The organism is Actinoplanes sp. NPDC021490 (assembly GCF_055562135.1).
Genome location: NZ_JBVHFW010000013.1, coordinates 256,457 through 275,443 on the forward strand (window position 1 = coordinate 256,457; position 18,987 = coordinate 275,443).

An 18,987-nucleotide genomic window follows, 5' to 3' on the forward strand; every position below is an offset into this window, starting at 1 on the left:
GAGAGATGCAACGCGAAGAACTCACTCATTGCGTTACGGTGGTGGGGTGCAGCTGACCGCGATGGATCTGGCCGAGCTGGTGACCCTGGTCAACGAGTGGGGCACCCTGCCCTGCAGGATGGACGGCCGTGCCCCTCACCCCGGTGCCGAGCTGACCACGCTGGCCGACTCGCTGCACCCGATCTTCGCGGCCGGCAACTCCGTGACCAGGGCCGCCCTGGTCACGCAGTTGTTGCGCAGCACGGGCGTCCGGCCCGAGCTGGGCGACGACCTCACCGAGGTGTGGGCGGTCGACGACCCGGCCCAGGCTCCGCGCGCGGCGGCCGCGCTGGCGTTGCGGCACCACCTGGCCGCGCATCCGGGCCGCATGGGCATCTGCGCCGACGATCAGTGCGCGGACGTCTATGTGGACGCCTCCCCCGCCGGCAAGCGCCGCTTCTGCTGCCTGACCTGCCAGAACCGGGCCCGGGCGGCCGCCTTCCGCCGCCGCCGGGCCCAGGCCCGCACCGATCAGCCCACCGGCACGCCGAACCACCGGGACAGCTGAACGTCGAGGTCACGCTGATCGCCGCCGGCCCAGGCGACGTGACCGTCGGGACGCAGCAGGACCCCCGGAACGGCCGGATCGGCCAGATGGCCGACCCGGTCCGCCCAGCCGCCGGTGGTCAGGCTTCCGGTGGGGTCCAGCAGCAGGCCTTGGCCCCGATGCAACCGATCGAACAGCCGGCCCTGATTCAGCTCGAGGTCGGGCAGGCGGCGGCCGAGCAGGTCGGGCCCGGAGCCGAAGTCGTAGCGGAGTCCGATCGCGGTGGTCTTGGCGGTCAGATAGCGGTTCACCTCGTCCAAATCCATCAGCTCGGTGAACAGCCGGCGCAAGGCGCGCGGCCCCGGCCCATCGGACAGCAGCGCCTGTTGAGCGCGGGTGCTGTCCAGCACGTCGGCGGCGACCGGGCGGCGTTCGGCCTCGTACGAGTCGAGCAGAGTGTCCGGCGCCCACCCGCGGACCTGGCCGGCCAGCTTCCAGCCGAGATTGACGGCATCCTGCACGCCCAGGTTGAGACCCTGCCCGCCGATCGGTGGATGAATGTGCGCGGCGTCGCCGGCCAGCAGCACTCGCCCGGCCCGGAAGCGGTCGGCCAGCCGGGTGGCGTCGCCGAAGCGGGACATCCAGCGCGGCGAACGCACCCCGAAATCGGTGCCGGCGATGGCCCGCAAGGCTTGCCGGAAGTCCTCCAGCTCGGCCCGATCGCCGACCTGCGCGGCCGGGACGATGACGCGATAGACGCCCACCCCCGAGGGTCTGATGCTGACGCGCTTGTCGATGTCGTCCGGCAGCCCCTCCACTTCCATTTCGCCCATCAGCGTGTCGTTGCGCGAGGGCTCGCCGGGAAAGCCGACGCCGAGCATTTTGCGTACGGTGCTGTGCGCCCCGTCGCAGCCGACGAGAAAACGTGTCCGCAGCCGTTCCCCGCCGGCCATTTCGACGGTGACGCCGTCGTCGTCCTGCTCGAAGCCGGCCACGGCCGCGCCGTGCCGGACCGTCGCCCCCAGCGCGACCGCGTGTTCTTCGAGCAGGCGGACGATGACCGGCTGCGGGATGCCGAGCAGAAAGGCGTACCGGGAATCGAGGCCTTCGGGTGCGGATTTGTCGATGGCGGCGAAATAGGCGCCGGCCGGACGCACCCGGCCGTGTTCGAGAATGCGTTCCAGCAGCCCGCGCATGGCCATCAGCTCGAGGCTGCGCATGTGCAGGCTGACGATGCGGGCGGACGAGACGGGCTCGGTCTCCTTCTCCAGAACGAGCACCCGTACGTCATGAAGCCGCAGCTCGGCGGCCAGCATCGCCCCGGCCGGCCCGCACCCGGCGATGATCACGTCAATGTCCATAGGTCTTGCCTCTCGGGAGTGCCCTTGGCGCTCCCGGCGACACCTATGTCAGTCGCCCGCCCGTGACGGCAGGGGGAGCACCCACAGCGATACAGCGTTCATGGGTCTCACCTCCTCAGGCAGCGTCACGGCCAGCTGCAGATTACACGCATTACCCCCTACGCCGTTTCTCCACTCTCGGCGTGCTCGGTGCCGCCGCGCGGGGCGGCTTCCAACGTCTTCCAGCCGTAGGTGATCAGATCGAAGATTCGCTCGGTCGTGGCGCGGCGATCCGATCGACCGCGGGCGAGAGCAGGGATCTGAAGAACGAACCGGGCCAGTGCGACACACGCGACGTCATCACGCTCGAAGCCGAGTTCGTCGGCGATGGCAGTGCCGAGGCTGTGGGTGTGCCGCGTCCACATACGCTCCGCGTAGTCGCGCAGGGCCGGAGTGGACTCCACCAGACTGTTGAACTCCAGTGCTCGCGGATGGAGCGCGACTGACAGGTGGGCGCGCAGAACATGCTCACGCAGGGCGTCCAGGACGGACTGCCCCTCGGCTCGCTGCCGTACCGCGGCGATCAGCTGCGCTTCGTTCTCCTGGTCCTGGTCGAAGACCAAGGCCTCTTTGCCCGTGAAGTGCTTGAACAGCGTCGTGGTCGACACGTCGGCGGCATCGGCGATGTCGCGAATGCTGACCTGGTCGTAGCCCCGCTCGAGGAAAAGACGCAGGGCCGCGTCGGCGATCGCCTGGCGGGTGGCCGCCTTCTTGCGTTCGCGACGGCCGACGGGAATCTGGGTCATGACCTGAGTGTAGCCGATAGTGACATGAGGCAATAAGTTGACTCATTGCACTTTTCAACTGAGTCTGGTTTCCTGGGTTCGCCAGGCCATCGAGCATCCGGGATACGGGCGTTTCGGGTGGCTTGGCGTACCCGCGAAAGGACCGTCATGACTTCACCTGCACCCAAGCGCGCCAGGATCAGCATCATCGGCGCCGGACCCGGTGGGCTCACCTGCGCCCGCATCCTCCAACGGCATGGCCTCACCGTGACCGTCCATGAACGAGACGCTGACCGCGACACCCGCAACCAGGGCGGCACCCTCGACCTGCACGCCGACAACGGCCAGATCGCCCTGCGCGAGGCGGGCCTGCTCGACGAGTTCTTCCGGCTGTCCCGCCCCGAAGGCCAAGAAACCCGCATCCTGAGCCCCGACGGCGAGATGCGGGCACACCTGGTGCCCGACGAGGGCGAACTCTTCAAACCCGAGATCGATCGAGGCCAATTACGCGACCTACTGCTCGATTCTCTCGAACCCGGCACCGTACGGTGGGGCCACGGTCTGACCCGGCTCACCGGGCCGGCCACCGGCCCGCGCATGCTGCACTTCGCCGACGGTTCGAACGTCGAGACCGACCTGGTCATCGGGGCCGACGGCGCGCTTTCCCGAGTTCGCCCGGCCGTCTCCCCGGCCACTCCGGAGTACACCGGTGTCACGTTCACCGAGGCGTGGTTCCATGACGTGCAGAACCGGCACCCGGAGATCTCGGCACTGACCGGCGAGGGCAGCGCGACGGGTGCCGACGGCGAGCGTGCCCTCTGGGCCCAGCGCAACAGCGGCAACCACATCCGCGTCTACATCATGCGGAAGGCTCCGGTCGACTGGATCGCCCGCGCAGGCCTGCGACGCGACGACACCGCCGGCATCCGCGCTCACCTGCTCACCGAATTCGCCGCCTGGGGTCCGCGGATGAAGCAGTTGATCACCGCCAACGACGGCGCCTTCATCGACCGGCCGATCTTCGCTCTTCCCGTCCCGCACACGTGGGAACACACCCCCACCGTGACCCTGCTCGGCGACGCCGCCCACCTCATGCCCCCGCTCGGCGTCGGCGTCAACCTCGCCATGCTCGACGCCAGCGAACTGGCGCTCGCACTGGCCACCGCCCCCACCGTCGCCGAGGCCATCCACGCCTACGAAGCCACCATGCTCCCCCGCTCCACCGAGACCGCCAAAATGCTCGAAGGTCGCGCCGAGGACCTGCTTTCCGGCGACCTTCCCCCGGAGTTCGCGGACGACGGCCGGCCCTGACGGAGACCCGAACGGGTTGTCCACAGGCGAGCGTCAACCCAGATAGGCCAATTCCGGGAGCTGCCCCTGGTACTCCGCGATCAACCGCCGCGCGATCGGGACGGAGTCGATCAGGGGGTGGGAGGCCATCGCTCGCACGGCCACCGCGCGTGAGCCCGTGGTGGCCGCCTCCAGGACGGCCCGGTCGGTGGCCTTGATGCGCTGCACCAGCGGCACGCCCGGCGCGAACAGGCCGGCTGACGGCAGCGGCCGTGCGCCCGAACCGTCGACCAGGCAGGGCACCTCGACCACGGCGTCGTCGTCGAGGGCGGCCAGCGTTCCCCGGTTGCGGACGTTGAGGATCAGGGGCGTCGGGCGGTCGGTGGCGATCGCGGACATCAGCGCCAGGGCCACCCCCTCGTAGCCGCCACCCTCGACCGACGCGGCGTCCCGTTCGCCCAGGCCCTCCTGGGCCATGTAGGTGGCGTCCCGGTCCCGCCGCGCCGCCTGCCAGGCCGACAGCGGATCACCACCGGCCGCGGTCAGGCGCGCGTAGACGTCCCGCTGTTGCCGCAGCAGGTATTCGCCGCGGGTCTCCGGGGCCTCCAGCAGCCCCCGCACCACGGCCCCATGGTCGTAGTAATAGTGCAGATATTCGTTGGGCACGGCGCCCAGCGTTCGCAGCTGCTCGGCGCCGAACAACTGCCCCTCCTCGAACGACTCCACCAGCGAGGGCGTCGCCAGCAGTTTCGGGAGCAGGTCAACCCCGTTTTCCCGTACGGCGGTCAGCCAGCCGAGATGGTTCAGCCCGGCGTATTCGATCTGCGCCGACGACGACGCGCCCAACGCCCGCACGACCCGCCGGACGAGGGCCGACGGCGAGTCGCAGATGCCGATCACCCGGTCGCCCAGGAACTCGGCCATCGCCTCGGTCACCAGGCCGGCGGGGTTGGTGAAGTTGATGACCCACGCATCGGGCGCGACGAGACTGATGCGCCGGGCGATCGCGCGGGCGACGGGCACGGTCCGGAGCCCGTACGCGATCCCGCCCGCCCCCACCGTCTCCTGCCCGAGCACCCCTTCGCCCAGGGCTACCCGCTCGTCGATCACGCGCCCCTCGAGCCCGTGCACCCGGATCGCGCTGAACACGAACGACGCGCCGGTCAGCGCCTCGGTCAGGTCGGTGGTCGCCTCGACCGCGGGACCGGCCCCGAAGGCGCGGAGCACCCGCCCGATGGCCGACAGCCGGGCCGAGTCCACATCGTGCAGCACGACCTCGTCGACGGGGGAATCGGGGCCGAGCAGGGCGCCGTAGACGAGCGGCACCCGGAACCCGCCGCCGCCGAGGATCACGAGCCTACGAGACATGGGCATCCGAAAGCCGGGCGATGGTCGCACCCGCGCGGCGCACGGTGCGTTGTTCCCCGCGGGGGATCACGTCGTCGAGGAACGCGTACCGCTGCGACAACGACGGGGTGGACGAGGCCTGCCGCCACCAGTCGGCGATGTCGCCCCATCCGGGCGCCGACAACGACCCGCCGAAGTGCTGCACGGACAGGCCGGCGATCAGGTTGGCGAACGCCAGGCTCTGGGCCAGCGGCCAGTCGCGCAGGCTGCCGAGGATGAACCCGGCGGTGAACACGTCACCGGCGCCGGTCGGGTCCAGAGCCGGCACCGGCACGGCGGGCACGTGCACGGTTTCGCCGGTGCGCGCGTCGTGGGCCAGCACGCCGTCGCCGCCGCAGGTCACCACCACCACCGGGGCCAGCCCGGCCAGCCGCCGCAGCGCCTCGGACGGCGTGGACGCGCGGGTGTACTGCATGGCCTCGACCGCGTTGGGCACGAAGGCGTGGCAGTCCTCGAGCATGTCCAGCATCTCGGCCGGCCATTCGGCGCTGGCGTCCCAGCCGACGTCGGCGAACACCAGAGTGCCCGCCTCCTTGGCCCGGCGGACCCAGCCGAGCCGGTCCTTGGTCAGCGAGACCGAGGCCGCCCGGCAGGTCGGCAGCTCGCCGACCAGGCCGTCGCCGCCGACCGGCAGCGGATGCCCGTGCGTGATCATGCTGCGGTCGCGGTCGGACGCGAGCGACACCGTCACCGGCGAGTGCCCGTCGATCCGCCGGGACGCGGAGAGGTCGATTTTTTCCTGGTCGCACAGGATCTGCGCGCAGAAGTCCCCGTACGCGTCGGTGCTCAGCGCCGTGCCCAGCCCGGTGTTGAGGCCGAGCCGCGCGGCCGCGACGGCCAGGTTGGCGATGCCGCCGGGGCACGAGCCCATCCCCGACGCCCACACCTCGGTGCCCGGCTCGGGCAGTCCTTCCAACCCGGTGAAGATGATGTCGAGATAGACGACACCGGGGACGAACAGGTCCAGTTCCGGGGTCATCTCGAGATCCTATGCGAGGTCAGGCGTGGTGGGGCCGCTCCGGGCAAGCGACCCCACTCACTCTGCCGTCTACCCCGCGACCCAGGAGGCGTCGCCCGCCGCGAGTCCGGCTGACGCGCCCCCGGCGATCTCCACCCGCCACGGCAGCTCGGGGCCGTCCCGGTCGACGCGGACCGCGGTCCCGTCGCGCGTCACCGTGAAAGTCGTTTCCCCCACCCGTACGGTCGTGGTGCCCTCGGCCGGGTCGAACAGCCGCAGCGTCACGCCGTCCGCGTACTCGTAGTCGGGCCGGTCGGTGCGGTTGCCGATCGGCAGGACCGCGCCCGGCCGCACGAGCAGAGGCACGCTGTCGAAGCCGTGGGTCTCGTGCACCCAGCCCGGCCCCTCGACGACCTCGCCGGTGGTGAAACGCGTCCACTTCCCGGCCGGCACGTAGTAGCTGACCTCGCCGGTCTGGTTGAACACGGGGGCGACGAGCAGGTCGCCGCCGAGCAGGTACTGCCGGTCGAGATGGGTCACCGCCGGGTCGCCGGGGAAGCCCACGATCATCGGGCGCATCACCGGCAGACCTTGCTCGTGGGCTTGCCGGGCCGCCTCGTACAGGTACGGCATCAGGCTGTACTTGAGGTGCGTGAACGAGCGCAGCACCTCGACCGACTCGTCGTCGAACAGCCACGGCACCCGGTACGAGTGGTTGCCGTGCAGCCGGCTGTGCGACGACAGCAGCCCGAACGCGATCCACCGTTTGAACACGGCCGGGTCGGGACGGCCCTCGAAGCCGCCGATGTCGTGGCTCCAGAACCCGAAGCCCGAGCTCATCAGCGACAGACCGCCGCGCAGGCTCTCGGCCATCGACTCGTACGTGGCCGAATTGTCGCCGCCCCAGTGCACCGGGAACTGCTGACCGCCGACGGTGGCCGACCGCGCGAACAGCACGGCCTCGCCCTCGCCCCGGCGTTCGCGCAGCACGTCGAACACGACCTGGTTGTAGATCTGCGTGTAGTAGTTGTGCATACGCTCCGGGTCGGACCCGTCATGCCAGACCACGTCGGTCGGCACGCGCTCACCGAAGTCCGACTTGAAGGCGTCCACCCCCATGTCGACGAGCCCGGCCAGCTTCGCCGCATACCAGTCGCGGGCGGACGGGTTGGTGAAGTCGACCAGCGCCATGCCGGCCTGCCACTTGTCCCACTGCCAGACGTCGCCGTTGGCCTTCTTGACCAGGTAGCCGTGGGCCAGCCCCTCGGCGAACATGGCCGACCGCTGCGCGATGTACGGGTTGATCCACAGGCAGGTTCGCAGGCCCCGGTCGTGCAGCCGCTTGAGCATGCCCGGCGGGTCCGGGAAAATCGCCGGGTCCCACTCGAAGTCGCACCAGTGGAACTCCCGCATCCAGAACGTGTCGAAGTGGAACACGCTCAGCGGCAGGTCCCGCTCGGCCATCCCGTCGACGAACGAGGTCACGGTCTCCTCGTCGTACGGGGTGGTGAAGCTGGTCGTCAGCCACAGGCCGAAGGACCAGGCCGGGGGCAGCGCGGGCCGGCCGGTCAGCGCCGTGTACTTGCGCAGCACGTCGGCCGGGGTGGGCCCGTACACGATGAAATAGGACAGCGTCTGCCCGGCCACGCTGAACTGGGTGCGCGACACCATCTCGCTGGCCACCTCGAACGACACCTTGCCCGGGTGGTCGACGAGCACGCCGTAGCCCCGGTTGGTCAGATAGAACGGCACGTTCTTGTACGCCAGCTCGCTGCTGGTGCCGCCGTCCTCGTTCCAGATGTCGACGCTCTGCCCGTTCTTGACCAGCGGGCCGAACCGCTCCCCCAGCCCGTAGACCGCCTCACCCACGCCGAGATCCAGCTGCTCGTGCACGAAATGCTCGCCGTCGGCCGTGTCGACCACACCCATGCCGCGCCAGCCGCTGCCGGTCAGCCGCTTGCCCTCGGCGACAAAATCGAGACCCCACTGCTCTCCCGTACGGAACCTCGCCGTGAGACGGCCCGACGTGAGTTCCGAGTCGCCCACGATCACGTCGTGCTCTTCGCTGTTGATCGCGAAGTCCGGCCCGGCCGGGGCGCCGCCGAGGAAGTGCCCGAGCGTCACCTTGAGCACGTCGGGCATCGGCGCCTCGACCTTGATCGTGATGAGCGGCGTGTCCAGGGTGTCCGACCGGCTGCGTACCGGCTTGGTGGTGGCGTACGCGGTCAGGGTCTTCTCGTCGGCCTGCGTGTCCCGGAGCTGGGACGGATGCAGGACGGTCAGACCCTTGCGCTTGAGCCAGTACCCGTCGGTGAACTTCATGAGCGTCCTTTGCTTCTTCAGGAGCCTGCGGCGGGGCTATTTGATGGCGCCGGCAGTAATGCCGCGAGTGAGCGTCCGCTGGAAGACGAGGAAGAAAATCATGGCCGGGAGGATGCCGATCAGGCCCGAGGCGCTGGTCATGGTCGCGTCCATCAGCCGGTCGCCCTGCAGCACACCGAGGGCCACCGGCACGGTCTGGTTGTCGTTGGAGACGAGGAAGACCAGCGGCAGGAAGAACTCGTTCCAGGTCCAGATGAAGAAGAACGTGAACAGCACGCCGAGCGTGGGCCGGCTGACCGGCACGACGACGCTCCACAGCGTGCGCACCTTGCCGGCGCCGTCGACGTCGGCCGCGTCCAGCAGCTCGGTCGGGAACTCCTGATAGACCGAGGTCAGCAGGTACGTCCCGAACGCGGCCTGGATGACCGTGAAGATGATGACGATCGAGATCAGGCTGTCGTAGAGGCCGGCCTCCTTGGACAGGAAGTACAGCGGGTAGACCAGCACCTCCTGCGGCAGCAGGTTCGCCACCAGGAAGAAGACCAGGAACCAGACCCGGCCCTTGACCTTGCCGATGCCCAGGGCGTACGCGTTGAGGACCGACAGCAGCACGCCCAGGACGGCGACGACGAAGCTGGTGATGAAGCTGTTCCAGAGCTTCTGGCCGAAGTCGACCCGGTTCCAGAATTCGACGATGCCGTCCCAGTAAAGGTGAGGCGGCAACGACAGAGGGCCGCCGCCGGCGTAGTCGGCCGGGCTCTTGACCGCGTTGATCGCGATGATCAGCAGCGGCGCGATGACGATCAGGAGCAGCGCCAGCAGGGCCGCCAGGACGACGAACCTGAGCGGATTGGTCCGCTTTTCCGCGCGTACCGTGGGGTCGGGCTCGGTCTTTGTCCGGTTTGCCGTGAGAGTCATGCTTGACGCTCCGCGCGGTTCTGCAGGCGCAGGAACACGATGGACAGCGCGATGATCAGCACGGTCAGCACCGTGGAGATCGCCGAGCCGTATCCGACCTGGGCCTTCTCGAAGAAGTTCTTGTAGGCGAAGTACGACGGCACGAGCGTGGCGTTGCTCGGCCCGCCCCCGGTCAGCACGAAGATCGGACCGAAGATCTTCAGCGCCGAGATCGTGGTCGTCACCAGCACGACGTAGAACTCGGGCCGGATCAGATACACGGTGATCTTGCGGAACCGTTGCCACCAGGTCGCGCCGTCCAGGTCGGCCGCCTCGTACAGCTCGGGGTCGACACGCTGCAGGCCGGCCATGAACATGACGATCGGATAGCCCAGCTGGACCCAGATCATGATGCCCATGACGCTGTAGAGCGCCGAGCCCGGCTCGCCCAGCCAGTTGTGGGCCAGCCCGCCCAGGCCGATCGTGTCGAGGATCTTGTTGAGCGCACCGTAATCGGGGTGCAGGATCCAGCCCCACACGATGCCGGTGACCGCGACCGGGATGACCTGCGGCAGATAGAACCCGCTGCGGAACAGCGACGCCCAGCGGTTGCTGAACTTCTTGGCCACGTAGTCGAACAGCACCGCGGCCAGGAACAGGCCCAGCAGCGTCGGCACCACGGCCATGGCCAGGATCAGCAGCACGATGTTGCCGAACGACGACCAGAACAGCGAGTCCTCGAACAGCCGGGTGTAGTTGTCGAAGCCGATCCAGCGCTGCTCGCCGACGCCGTTCCACTTGGTGAAGCTCGTGTAGACGGTCATCACCAGCGGCACAACGATGACCAGCACCGACAGAATCACCCCGGGGATGAGGAAGACCCAGTACCCCTTGCGCCTCATGGTTTCCCTTCTTCCTGTACGCGGGCGGGCTCAGCGCGAGCCCGCCCGCGCCCGGGTCACTTGCCGAGGTCGGCGAGGTTCTCGTCGTACGGCTTGGCGATCTCGGTGAGCACCTGGTCCGGGGTCTTGGAGCCGTTGATCAGGCCCTGCACGCCGGCGACCATCACGTCGTAGTAGCCCGGGGCCGGCCAGTCGGGGTAGAAGGCCAGACCGTCCTCGGTCGAGATCTTGTTGAAGTTCTCGATCAGTTCCTTGTTCTTGGGATCGGTGATCGAGGCCGGGTCGGCCGCCACCGGCACGCCGCCGTTGTTACCCAGCAGCGCCTGGATCTCCGGCTTCATGGTGATGTCGATGAAGTCGTACGCGAGCGCCTTGGCCTTGCTCTTCTCCGGCACGACCCAGAGGTTGCCGCTCGAGCCCGGGTGCAGCTTGTTGCCGGGGAACAGGAACGTGCCCCACTCGAAGTTCTTGATCTCGTTGACGAACCGGCCGTACCACCAGGAACCCGAGATCATGATCGGGTACTTGCCCTGGGTGAACGAGACGCCCATGTCCTCGGCCTTGATGCCGGCCGAGTTCTTCGAGATGTACCCCTTGTCGACCCATTCCTTGAAGGTCTGCGCGCCGTAGGACAGCTGCGGGCCCTTGAAGTCGACCTTGTTCTTGTAGAGCTGGTAGTCGTCGACCCAGGCCCGGTCGGCCTTGCTCAGCGCGAGCGAGTACAAAATCTGCTGGGCCGGATATTCGGCGCCACCGACGGCGAGCGGGGTCACCTTGTTCTGGACGAAGGTGTCCATGACCTTGGTGAACTCGTCGAGCGTGGTCGGGACCTGCAGGTTGTACTTCTTGAAGAGGTCCTTGTTGTAGTAGACCTCGACGTATTCGGCGTAGTTGGGGATCCCGTACGTCTTGCCGGAGCCCATGATGCCGTCGTCGTCGTACTTCGTGGTCGTCTGCAGGCTGGAGTTGAGCGCCTTGTCCCAGCCGCGCTTGCCCGCCTCCTCGCTGAGGTCGGTGAGCAGCCCCTGCTTGGACAGCAGGCCGGCGGTGGCGTTGCCCTTGTTGTACTCCATGATGTCCGGCGCGCTGTCGGAGTTGAGGATCATCTGGGCGTTCTGCTGAATCTGCTCGAAGCCCTTCTCCTCGAACTTGACCTCGACGCCCGGGTGAGCAGTCTTGAACTCCTCGATGGCCTTGTTCCAGGCGATGCCCATGGCGCTGGTCGGGCCTTCGTAGTGCCACAGGGTCAGGGTCTTGGCATCGGCCCCCTCCGTAGAGGACCCGTCATCGCTGCCGCCGCCACAGGCAGCGAGAGCAAGCGAGGTGGCCAGCAACAGGGCACCGGCCGAGAGGCCGGCTCGCGATCGAATCATGTCGGTTCGTCCTCCGGGAGGGATCCGTCGAAGCGTTTCGACAAACGGTCGTCGGCAGGGTCGCCACAAGGTTGTCGAAGCGCTTCGACGCGGGACTTTGGGAGGAAACTAGGCCCGGCCGCGCCCAGATGTCAACGGTGTGACAGAGACATTTCCAAACCCGAGACCCTCCCGGCGCCACGCTGGGCGGGAACGCTCCCGCCTTCACGAACCCATCGAGCAACGGCGGGAACCACGGCCTCTCGCCAAGTCACCGGCGACTCGAAGCCTCGGTCACTTCGCGGCGACACCGGGCGTGCGTGCCGACCGATCAATTCCCATTCGCGTATGCCATGCCGGCCCGAGCAGTCAAAACCGCACCCGCGCGAACCGCACCGCCGGCTCCGGCAGGGCCGACAGCCTTGCCTGGCACTACCTCTACAGCATCCTAGGAGGCTAGGCAAGTGGGTGAGCGCTCGTGGGTGAGCGCTCGTGGATGAACGCTCGTGGGTGAGCGCTCGTGGGTGAACGCTCGTGGATGAACGCTCAGTGGGCGAACGCTCAGTGGATGAACGCTCAGTGGGCGAGCAACAAGCGGGCGAGCAACAAGCGGGCGAGCAACAAGCGGGCGAGCAAAAGGGCGCGCCTCGGACGCCGTAGCGAAACGGCAACCAGACGGGACCCGGGTGCGTCTAAGCCGGACGTCCGTCCTCGAGGAAGGCTCCACTTCAGTGAGACGACTCCTGGCCCTCGCTCCCCTGCTGGCTCTGGCCGCCTGCGCCACCCCAGCAGCAACAACCCCGACCGGCGACGCCACCACCGCCCGGACGACGGCCGCGTCGGAGACGCCGCTCGATCCGAGCCTCGGCCCCCGGCCCGGCGCCCAGCGCACCGGCGCACCCAGCACGACCCTCCGCCCCGGGCCGGAAGGCATCGACTGCGGCACCTTCACCCTCGATCAGGGCGAGAACCTTCCGGCCACCGCGGCCCGCTGCCTGATCGACGCGGCGAGCGCCGGCCACCGGGCCCGGCTCAAGGTCACCTGGCCCACCGTTGAGGGCGACCCGATCCACGTCGCCTACGCCTCCCGCGAGAACGGGCACGTCGAGATGGTCGTCGACTCGCGCGCGGACGAGTTCGGGTCGAAGGAGGTCACCACCGACGACTGTCAGGGGCCGCGGCCCGCAGGGCAAGGGTTCGAGTTTGCCAGTTGCACGCCGGTCAAGAAGTGAGGATCACCAGCTGCTGCGTCGCCCGGGTCATCGCCACGTAGCGGTCGACCGCGCCCTCGATGCCCTCGCCGAAACGGTCCGGGTCGATCAGGACCACCAGGTCGAACTCGAGTCCCTTGGCCAGTATCGGCGTCAGCGAGCGGACCCGCGGGGACGGCCAGGCGAACGCCGGGTCACCGATGACGCAGGCCGTGCCCTCAGCGTGCTCGGACAGCCAGCCGTGGAGCACGTCGGAAAGCTTCGAAGCCGATTCCCGTACGACCGGGATCCCGCTGTCGCGAATGGATGTGGGCACGTTGGCGTCGGGCAGAACCGCCCGGATCACCGGCGCCGCCTCGTTCATGATCTCGGCCGGCGTACGGTAATTGATCGTCAGGGAGGCCAGGTGGGGACGCTCGATTCCCACCCGCGACAGCCGCTCGGCCCACGACTCGGTGAACCCGTGCCGCGCCTGCGCCCGGTCCCCCACGATCGTGAAGCTGCGCGACGGGCAGCGCAGCAGCAGCATCTGCCATTCGGCGTCGGTCAGTTCCTGGGCCTCGTCCACCACGACGTGCGCGAACGGCCCGGCCAGCCGGTCCACATCGGAGCCGGGCAGGACCGCCTCGTCGATCAGGACCTCGCGCATGTCCTGCTGGACCAGCATCTGCATCAGCCCCTCGCCGTCGTCGTACTCGTGCGACGCGATCAGATCGTCGATCACCCGGGCGTACGACCGGCGCTGGGAGTCGACGGCCGCGTTGCGCCGGCGCTCCTCGCGCGAGGTCTCCGGATCGCCGACCCGCTGGTGGGCGGCGTCCAGCAGCGGCAGGTCGGCCATCGTCCACGCCCGCGGGTCGGAGCGTTGCAGCGCCCGGATCTCGTCCGCGCTCAACCAGGGCGCGCACTTGCGGAGGTAGGCCGGCACCGACCACAGGTCGGCCACGATGTCGAGGGGCTGCAGGATCGGCCAGGCCCGGTTGAACGCCGCGAGCAGTTCCCGGTTGCGCAGCAGGGACCGGCGTACGAGATCGGAAGGCTCCTCGCCCTGGTATTTGGCGAGCAGGATGGTGATCAGCTCTTCCCACACCTGCCCGCGCCCCTCGTTGTGCGGGGTGCCGGGGCCGGGCGCGTCGAACGCCTCAGCCCAGTCGTCGGCGGTCAGGCGGATCTCGTCGTCCTCGGCCGGCACGGTCAGGCCCCGGGTGGGCGGCTCCTCGTAGAAGCGGACGGCCGCCTCGACGGCGTGGACGATGCGGGCCGTCGACTTGAGCGCGGCGACGACCGGATCGTCCTCGGCCCGGGCCGTCCCGCCTTCGGGCACCAGGTCCCGGATCGTGCAAGTCTGCACGTCCTCCTCACCCAGGCTGGGCAGCACGTCGGCCACGTACGCGAGATAGGGCTCGTGCGGGCCCACGAAGAGCACCCCGCCCTGACGCCGGCTGAGACGCGCGTCGGAGTAGAGCAGGTAGGCGGTGCGGTGCAGGGCGACCACCGTCTTGCCCGTGCCCGGCCCGCCGTCGACGACCAGCGCGCCGCTCGACCCGGCCCGGATGATCGCGTCCTGGTCGGCCTGGATGGTGCCGAGCACGTCCCGCATGCGCGCCGAGCGGTTGCTGCCCAGGCTGGCGATGAACGCGGACTGGTCGTCGAGGGCCGCGTGCCCCTCGAGCGCGCCCGGCGTGAACACCTCGTCCCAGTAGTCGGTGACCTGGCCGCCGGTCCACCGGTAGCGGCGGCGGCTGGCCAGACCCATCGGCTCGGCGTGGGTGGCGCCGAAGAACGGTTCGGCCGCGGGCGACCGCCAGTCCACGAGCAGACGCCGCCCACCCTCGTCGGTCAGGCCGAAACGGCCGATGTAAACGGCGTCGGAGCAAGACGAGGAGGAAGACTCGGACGGGACCATCCGCCCCAGGCAGATGTCCAGGCTGTAGCGCCGCAGCGCCCGCAGCCGGGCCGTGAGCCGCTGCACCTCCTCGTCGCGGTCCACGGCCTGCCGTCCCTTGCCCGCGGGCGCCTTCCGGGCCACCTCGAGACGGTGCGTCAGGTCCGCGATCGTGGCCGAGAGGCTGGTGGCGATGGCCGCGAAGTGTTTCGAGTCCGCGGCGATCAGGGCCGGGTCGGCCTTGGCGGCGAGGTTGACCGGCAAGTTGAACGAATCCACGCTTTTCCCCCTGAGTGTGGCTACGGTCAGCGATTCTCCGGCAGCCCCGGGGTCTTGCCGCAAGACCCCATGTGTGATAGACGATAAAGGTGGGGGGAATGGCGGGCCGGCACGAGCAGAGGCTCAAGGACCTACGGCTTCTCCGCCGGGTGCGCGACCGCATCGACCGTGATTACGCCCAGCCGCTCGACGTCGAAGCCCTGGCCCGCGGGGTCAACGTCTCGGCCGGGCATCTGAGCCGCGAGTTCCGCGCCGCGTTCGGCGAATCCCCGTACAGCTATCTGATGACCCGCCGCATCGAGCGCGCGATGGCGTTGCTGCGCCGGGGCGACCTCAGTGTCACCGACGTCTGCTTCGCCGTGGGCTGTTCGTCGCTGGGCACGTTCAGCACCCGTTTCTCCGAGCTGGTCGGCATGTCACCGAGCGCGTACCGCCGTCTCACCGCCGAGCAGGCGCAGGCCGCGGGGCTCCCGGGCTGCGTGGTCAAGCAGGTCACCCGACCGATCAGGAATCGAGAAGCAGCGCCCACGCCCGGCCTCTAGCGTGGTTCGCATGGACCTGACGATTCACAACACGTTCCTCCCGGCCGACGATCCCGAGGCGTCGCTGGCGTTCTGGCGCGACACCATGGGTTTCGAGGTACGCAACGACGTCGGCTACGGCGACATGCGCTGGATCACCGTCGGCCCGCCCGGTCAGCCGCAGACGTCGATCGTGCTGCACCCACCGGCCGCCGACCCCAGTCTGACCGGCGACGAGAAGCGCGTGATCGCCGAGCTGATGGCCAAGGGCAGCTACGCGAGCATCGTGCTGAGCAGCCCGGACGTCGACGAGGCGTTCGAGACGGTGCAGAAGAACGGCGCCGACGTGGTGCAGGAGCCGATCGACCAGCCGTACGGGCTGCGTGACTGCGCCTTCCGCGATCCGGCCGGCAACATGGTGCGGATCAACCAGGCACTCTAGCGCTGCTCTCCCGCTCGACGAGCGTGGGCGGGAGGAGGCGTAGGGGTTCGGTGTGCCGGCCGTCGAGCAGCTTCATCGCCGTCTCGACCGCCAGGCCGCCGACGTCGTGGGCCGGGATGTCGACCGAGGTCAGCGGCAGCGGCATGTTGAGCGCCACGTCCCGCGGGCAGACCGCCACCACCGAGATGTCCGCGGGCACGCGCCGCCCGCTCGCCCGCAGCTCCTCGAGCACGATCCGGAGCGCCTCCTCGTTGTGCACGACGAACGCCGTGGCCCCGGGCAGCTGGTCGTCGATGTCGGCCAGGCAGGCCCGCACCCCTTCGCGCCCGGGCTCGCACGGGTGCGCGAGCGTCTCGAGGCCCAGCGCCGCCGACGTCTCGGTGAAACCCGTCAGGAACCTTTCCGCGTACGTGGTCCCGCGCTTGTAGACGGCGGGTGACGGCCCGACCAGGGCGATCCGGCGGTGCCCGTGGAAGGACAGGTGCCGCAGGGTCTCGGCCGCGGCCGCCTCGAAGTCCAGGTCGACGCAGGCGATGCCGGCCGGGTCCTCGGGCAGCCCGATCAGCACGGACGGCTGCTTGAGTTTGCGCAGGGCCGGGATGCGTACGTCGTCCCGCTCCACATCCATCACGATGAGCGCGTCGACCATGGTGCTGTGCGCGACCCGTTCGAGACCGGCCGTGCCCTCGTCCTTGGTCAGCAGCAGCACGTCGTGGTTGTGGGTGCGCGAGGCGGTCACCACGGCCGTCGCGAACTGCATGATCACCGGCACGTTGACGTCGACCCGCAGCGGAACGACCAGAGCGAGCACACTCGTACGGCTGCTGGCCAGCGCCCGCGCCCCCGCGTGCGGATGAAATTCCAGCTCGGCGATGGCCGCCTGCACCCGGGCCCGCGTGCCGGCGGAGATCGGACGGCGCCCGCTCAGCACGTACGACACCGTGCTCGGCGACACCCCGGCCGCCCGGGCCACGTCATTGATTGTCGCCATCGCACCCTCCCCGCCTCTAGAGCGCGATCCTACTGACCAGCGGGGCCGGATCCGTCCGGACCTCGTTCACCCGGGCGGTCCGCGGGGCGATGTCATTCATCGGTCAGTCCGCAATCAGCGCCGATTCGATCATTTCATCGGTGCGACGATCGAACGATATTCGATTCGCCGACGTATCGGGCGTGAGTTCATGATTCGACTATCGCGAATCCTTCTTGTCGCCGCTGTCACGATTTCGATCGGCAGCGGTTGTGACCAGTCGTCCGGCAATTCCGGCAACGACACCAAATCGGCCGGTGATGGTTTCACCCTGCCGCCGGATGCCCCGCCCCATGTCGTCGAGGCCTATCAGAAGGCCGAGCGTACGGAGGCCAAGAGAGACGACACGGAAGAGTCGGCCGTGGCCGCGGTGGAGGGCGTAGAAGTTCCGGACGACGCCGTCGAGCCTCCTCCCTGCGACCCGCAGCAGGCCGCCGGCGACACCGGCACGCCGTGCCCCGACGATCCGGTCGAGCAGCCTCAACCGGTGGAACCCCCGCAGCCCGTCGTCCCGCCGGAGGTCAAGGCGGCCGTCGACGCCTGGATCCAGGCGCAACGGGAGGCCATCCGCAACTGCGAGGCGGCGAGCGTCGTCGTCGATCCCGATCCGAACGACGGGATCGGCACCAGCCGGCAACCCATCTGCACCCAGCACCCGGTCCCGCCGGAACTCGTGCCGTGGATCGCCCTGCTCGGCTACGACGTCGATTCACTCATCCAAAATGGCTCCTAGGTGAGTGCGGAAGACGCTCCGGCCGGGAATCTGGCCATACGCGACATAGCCGAGGCGGTCGGGCTGATCACCGCGCCCGCCGCCGGTCTGGCCGCCCTGGCTCTCTACTTCGGATGGAAACGGACGCAGACCTACGCCACCTATTTCGGGATCGACAACAGCGTGCTCGGCTTCAGCCTTCAGGAGTACACGCTGCGCAGCGCGGCCTCGATCTATCGCGTTGTTCTGCTCGGCGTGGGGCTCGGCCTGGCCGCGCTGTTCGTGCACCGTCTGATGGCGTTCACGCTCAGGCCCGCGCTGAAACGGCCGGCCGGCTGGCTGGTCGGTGCGGCCGGCGCCTTTCTCCTGCTGATCTGGGCCGGCTCACCGGTTCACCACCTGCTCGGCGACCGGTCCGCCTCGGTGCAGGCCGTGACGGCGGCATGCATCGGGGTGCCGGCCGCCCTCGTCGCCGGGCTGAGCCGGCGCCCGCCGGACGCGTGGTGGCCGATCGCCGGTGGGGTCGCGGTCGCGATGCTGCTGTGCGTGCTCGACGCCGCGGCCGTGCCCGCCCGCGCCTGGGTGATCGAGGCGCCGTTCGTCGCCCTGCACACCACGCTGGCGCTCGGCGTCGTCCTGCTCATGTACGCGACCCTGGCCCTGCGTCCGGGCGAGGCCGCCGCGACAGCCATCCCCAACTGGATGCGTGTGCTCGCCATCGTCTTCTGCTCGCTGCTGGTCGCGGCGGGCCTGTTCGCGGCGACCGACGAATACGCGGAATCGGTCGGCACCCGGGAGGCGGAGTTGACGGCGGCCCTGCTCGACGGCCGGCGCGGGGTCATCGTCTATTCGCGGGACGACCTCGGCCTGCCGGGCAGCGTCAAATGCCGTCCGGTCGGCGGCAAGACGTCGGCCTTCCACTTCCGCTGCGACGGGCTCCGCCTGTTCGTGCGCACCTCGAACGCCACCCTCGTGCTCCCGGCGACGTGGTCCCGGCTCGACGGCCCGGACCCGGACGACCGGATCATCGCGATTCCCGACGACGCCGGCATCCGGCTCGAATTCACCCCGGGCCGCGACGATCTCCTGTTCGAATCGCGATAGAGCCGGGTTGCCCGGGTCCACGAC

At 69.1% G+C, this 18,987-nt stretch carries 17 protein-coding genes; 7 read left to right on the top strand and 10 right to left on the bottom strand.

Translation table 11 applies throughout. From position 1 onward, the window contains the following. Positions 1-46: 46 nt before the first annotated feature. A complete protein-coding gene (locus ACZ3I4_RS31125) occupies positions 47-547 on the top strand; it encodes a CGNR zinc finger domain-containing protein (protein ID WP_465385602.1) in 501 nt (166 codons plus the stop codon). On the opposite strand, the gene ACZ3I4_RS31130 is transcribed toward ACZ3I4_RS31125, so the two are convergent. Together ACZ3I4_RS31130 and ACZ3I4_RS31135 are read right to left on the bottom strand one after the other, a co-directional pair. Then, on the bottom strand, positions 511-1,887 hold the full coding sequence (locus tag ACZ3I4_RS31130) for an FAD-dependent monooxygenase (RefSeq protein ID WP_465385603.1): 1,377 nt from the start codon (positions 1,885-1,887) through the stop codon (positions 511-513). The two genes, ACZ3I4_RS31125 and ACZ3I4_RS31130, sit on opposite strands and share 37 nt — an antisense overlap. A 158-nt stretch (positions 1,888-2,045) precedes the next feature. Then, a complete protein-coding gene (locus ACZ3I4_RS31135) occupies positions 2,046-2,672 on the bottom strand; it encodes a TetR/AcrR family transcriptional regulator (RefSeq protein WP_465385604.1) in 627 nt (208 codons plus the stop codon). A 147-nt stretch (positions 2,673-2,819) separates the two neighbouring features. Between ACZ3I4_RS31135 and ACZ3I4_RS31140 the strand changes: the two genes are divergently transcribed. Beyond that, positions 2,820-3,962 (top strand): FAD-dependent oxidoreductase, encoded by a 1,143-nt coding sequence (locus tag ACZ3I4_RS31140; RefSeq protein WP_465385605.1) that lies wholly within the window; start codon positions 2,820-2,822, stop codon positions 3,960-3,962. A 33-nt stretch (positions 3,963-3,995) separates the two neighbouring features. Here the strand turns inward: ACZ3I4_RS31140 and ACZ3I4_RS31145 are convergent, their stop codons facing one another. From ACZ3I4_RS31145 to ACZ3I4_RS31170, 6 genes are all read right to left on the bottom strand, one after another. Then, on the bottom strand, positions 3,996-5,309 hold the full coding sequence (locus ACZ3I4_RS31145; RefSeq protein ID WP_465385606.1) for a family 4 glycosyl hydrolase: 1,314 nt from the start codon (positions 5,307-5,309) through the stop codon (positions 3,996-3,998). Next, positions 5,299-6,327 carry a carbohydrate kinase family protein gene (locus ACZ3I4_RS31150; RefSeq protein WP_465385607.1) on the bottom strand — a complete coding sequence of 343 codons (1,029 nt, stop codon included), beginning with the start codon at positions 6,325-6,327 and terminating at the stop codon, positions 5,299-5,301. The genes ACZ3I4_RS31145 and ACZ3I4_RS31150 overlap by 11 nt, the downstream gene beginning before the upstream one ends. Before the next feature lie 69 nt (positions 6,328-6,396). Beyond that, a complete protein-coding gene (yicI, locus tag ACZ3I4_RS31155) occupies positions 6,397-8,628 on the bottom strand; it encodes an alpha-xylosidase (protein ID WP_465385608.1) in 2,232 nt (743 codons plus the stop codon). Positions 8,629-8,664: 36 nt separating this feature from the next. Beyond that, a complete protein-coding gene (locus tag ACZ3I4_RS31160) occupies positions 8,665-9,546 on the bottom strand; it encodes a carbohydrate ABC transporter permease (protein WP_465385609.1) in 882 nt (293 codons plus the stop codon). Beyond that, on the bottom strand, positions 9,543-10,427 hold the full coding sequence (locus ACZ3I4_RS31165) for a carbohydrate ABC transporter permease (protein WP_465385610.1): 885 nt from the start codon (positions 10,425-10,427) through the stop codon (positions 9,543-9,545). The genes ACZ3I4_RS31160 and ACZ3I4_RS31165 overlap by 4 nt, the downstream gene beginning before the upstream one ends. A gap of 56 nt (positions 10,428-10,483) precedes the next feature. Then, positions 10,484-11,800, bottom strand: a complete 1,317-nt coding sequence (locus tag ACZ3I4_RS31170; RefSeq protein WP_465385611.1) for an ABC transporter substrate-binding protein — start codon at positions 11,798-11,800, stop codon at positions 10,484-10,486. 710 nt (positions 11,801-12,510) lie between these two features. Here ACZ3I4_RS31170 and ACZ3I4_RS31175 point away from each other — a divergent pair. Next, a complete protein-coding gene (locus ACZ3I4_RS31175; RefSeq protein ID WP_465385612.1) occupies positions 12,511-13,011 on the top strand; it encodes a DUF4362 domain-containing protein in 501 nt (166 codons plus the stop codon). On the opposite strand, the gene helR is transcribed toward ACZ3I4_RS31175, so the two are convergent. Continuing rightward, the gene (gene helR / locus ACZ3I4_RS31180; protein WP_465385613.1) at positions 13,001-15,154 is read right to left on the bottom strand and encodes an RNA polymerase recycling motor ATPase HelR; all 2,154 of its coding nucleotides are present in this window, start codon (positions 15,152-15,154) and stop codon (positions 13,001-13,003) included. The genes ACZ3I4_RS31175 and helR overlap by 11 nt on opposite strands. 98 nt (positions 15,155-15,252) lie before the next feature. Here helR and ACZ3I4_RS31185 point away from each other — a divergent pair, with 98 nt between their 5' ends. Together ACZ3I4_RS31185 and ACZ3I4_RS31190 are read left to right on the top strand one after the other, a co-directional pair. Beyond that, positions 15,253-15,696, top strand: a complete 444-nt coding sequence (locus tag ACZ3I4_RS31185) for a helix-turn-helix transcriptional regulator (RefSeq protein ID WP_465385614.1) — start codon at positions 15,253-15,255, stop codon at positions 15,694-15,696. Positions 15,697-15,706: 10 nt separating this feature from the next. Beyond that, positions 15,707-16,117, top strand: a complete 411-nt coding sequence (locus ACZ3I4_RS31190; protein ID WP_465385615.1) for a VOC family protein — start codon at positions 15,707-15,709, stop codon at positions 16,115-16,117. Here ACZ3I4_RS31190 and ACZ3I4_RS31195 read toward each other — a convergent pair. Continuing rightward, a complete protein-coding gene (locus ACZ3I4_RS31195) occupies positions 16,101-17,108 on the bottom strand; it encodes a LacI family DNA-binding transcriptional regulator (protein WP_465385616.1) in 1,008 nt (335 codons plus the stop codon). The two genes, ACZ3I4_RS31190 and ACZ3I4_RS31195, sit on opposite strands and share 17 nt — an antisense overlap. Here ACZ3I4_RS31195 and ACZ3I4_RS31200 point away from each other — a divergent pair. Next, positions 17,059-17,880 (top strand): hypothetical protein, encoded by an 822-nt coding sequence (locus ACZ3I4_RS31200; RefSeq protein WP_465385617.1) that lies wholly within the window; start codon positions 17,059-17,061, stop codon positions 17,878-17,880. The genes ACZ3I4_RS31195 and ACZ3I4_RS31200 overlap by 50 nt on opposite strands. Continuing rightward, positions 17,881-18,963 (top strand): hypothetical protein, encoded by a 1,083-nt coding sequence (locus tag ACZ3I4_RS31205; RefSeq protein ID WP_465385618.1) that lies wholly within the window; start codon positions 17,881-17,883, stop codon positions 18,961-18,963. Positions 18,964-18,987: the final 24 nt, after the last annotated feature.

Bases quoted from the DNA above. Each gene is read 5' to 3' on its own strand.
- ACZ3I4_RS31135 (WP_465385604.1), bottom strand. From the start codon at position 2,672: ATGACCCAGATTCCCGTCGGCCGTCGCGAACGCAAGAAGGCGGCCACC.
- ACZ3I4_RS31150 (WP_465385607.1), bottom strand. From the start codon at position 6,327: ATGACCCCGGAACTGGACCTGTTCGTCCCCGGTGTCGTCTATCTCGAC.
- ACZ3I4_RS31160 (WP_465385609.1), bottom strand. From the start codon at position 9,546: ATGACTCTCACGGCAAACCGGACAAAGACCGAGCCCGACCCCACGGTA.
- ACZ3I4_RS31170 (WP_465385611.1), bottom strand. From the start codon at position 11,800: ATGATTCGATCGCGAGCCGGCCTCTCGGCCGGTGCCCTGTTGCTGGCC.
- yicI (WP_465385608.1), bottom strand. From the start codon at position 8,628: ATGAAGTTCACCGACGGGTACTGGCTCAAGCGCAAGGGTCTGACCGTC.
- ACZ3I4_RS31130 (WP_465385603.1), bottom strand. From the start codon at position 1,887: ATGGACATTGACGTGATCATCGCCGGGTGCGGGCCGGCCGGGGCGATG.
- ACZ3I4_RS31190 (WP_465385615.1), top strand. From the start codon at position 15,707: ATGGACCTGACGATTCACAACACGTTCCTCCCGGCCGACGATCCCGAG.
- ACZ3I4_RS31145 (WP_465385606.1), bottom strand. From the start codon at position 5,309: ATGTCTCGTAGGCTCGTGATCCTCGGCGGCGGCGGGTTCCGGGTGCCG.
- ACZ3I4_RS31195 (WP_465385616.1), bottom strand. From the start codon at position 17,108: ATGGCGACAATCAATGACGTGGCCCGGGCGGCCGGGGTGTCGCCGAGC.
- ACZ3I4_RS31185 (WP_465385614.1), top strand. From the start codon at position 15,253: ATGGCGGGCCGGCACGAGCAGAGGCTCAAGGACCTACGGCTTCTCCGC.
- ACZ3I4_RS31165 (WP_465385610.1), bottom strand. From the start codon at position 10,427: ATGAGGCGCAAGGGGTACTGGGTCTTCCTCATCCCCGGGGTGATTCTG.
- ACZ3I4_RS31140 (WP_465385605.1), top strand. From the start codon at position 2,820: ATGACTTCACCTGCACCCAAGCGCGCCAGGATCAGCATCATCGGCGCC.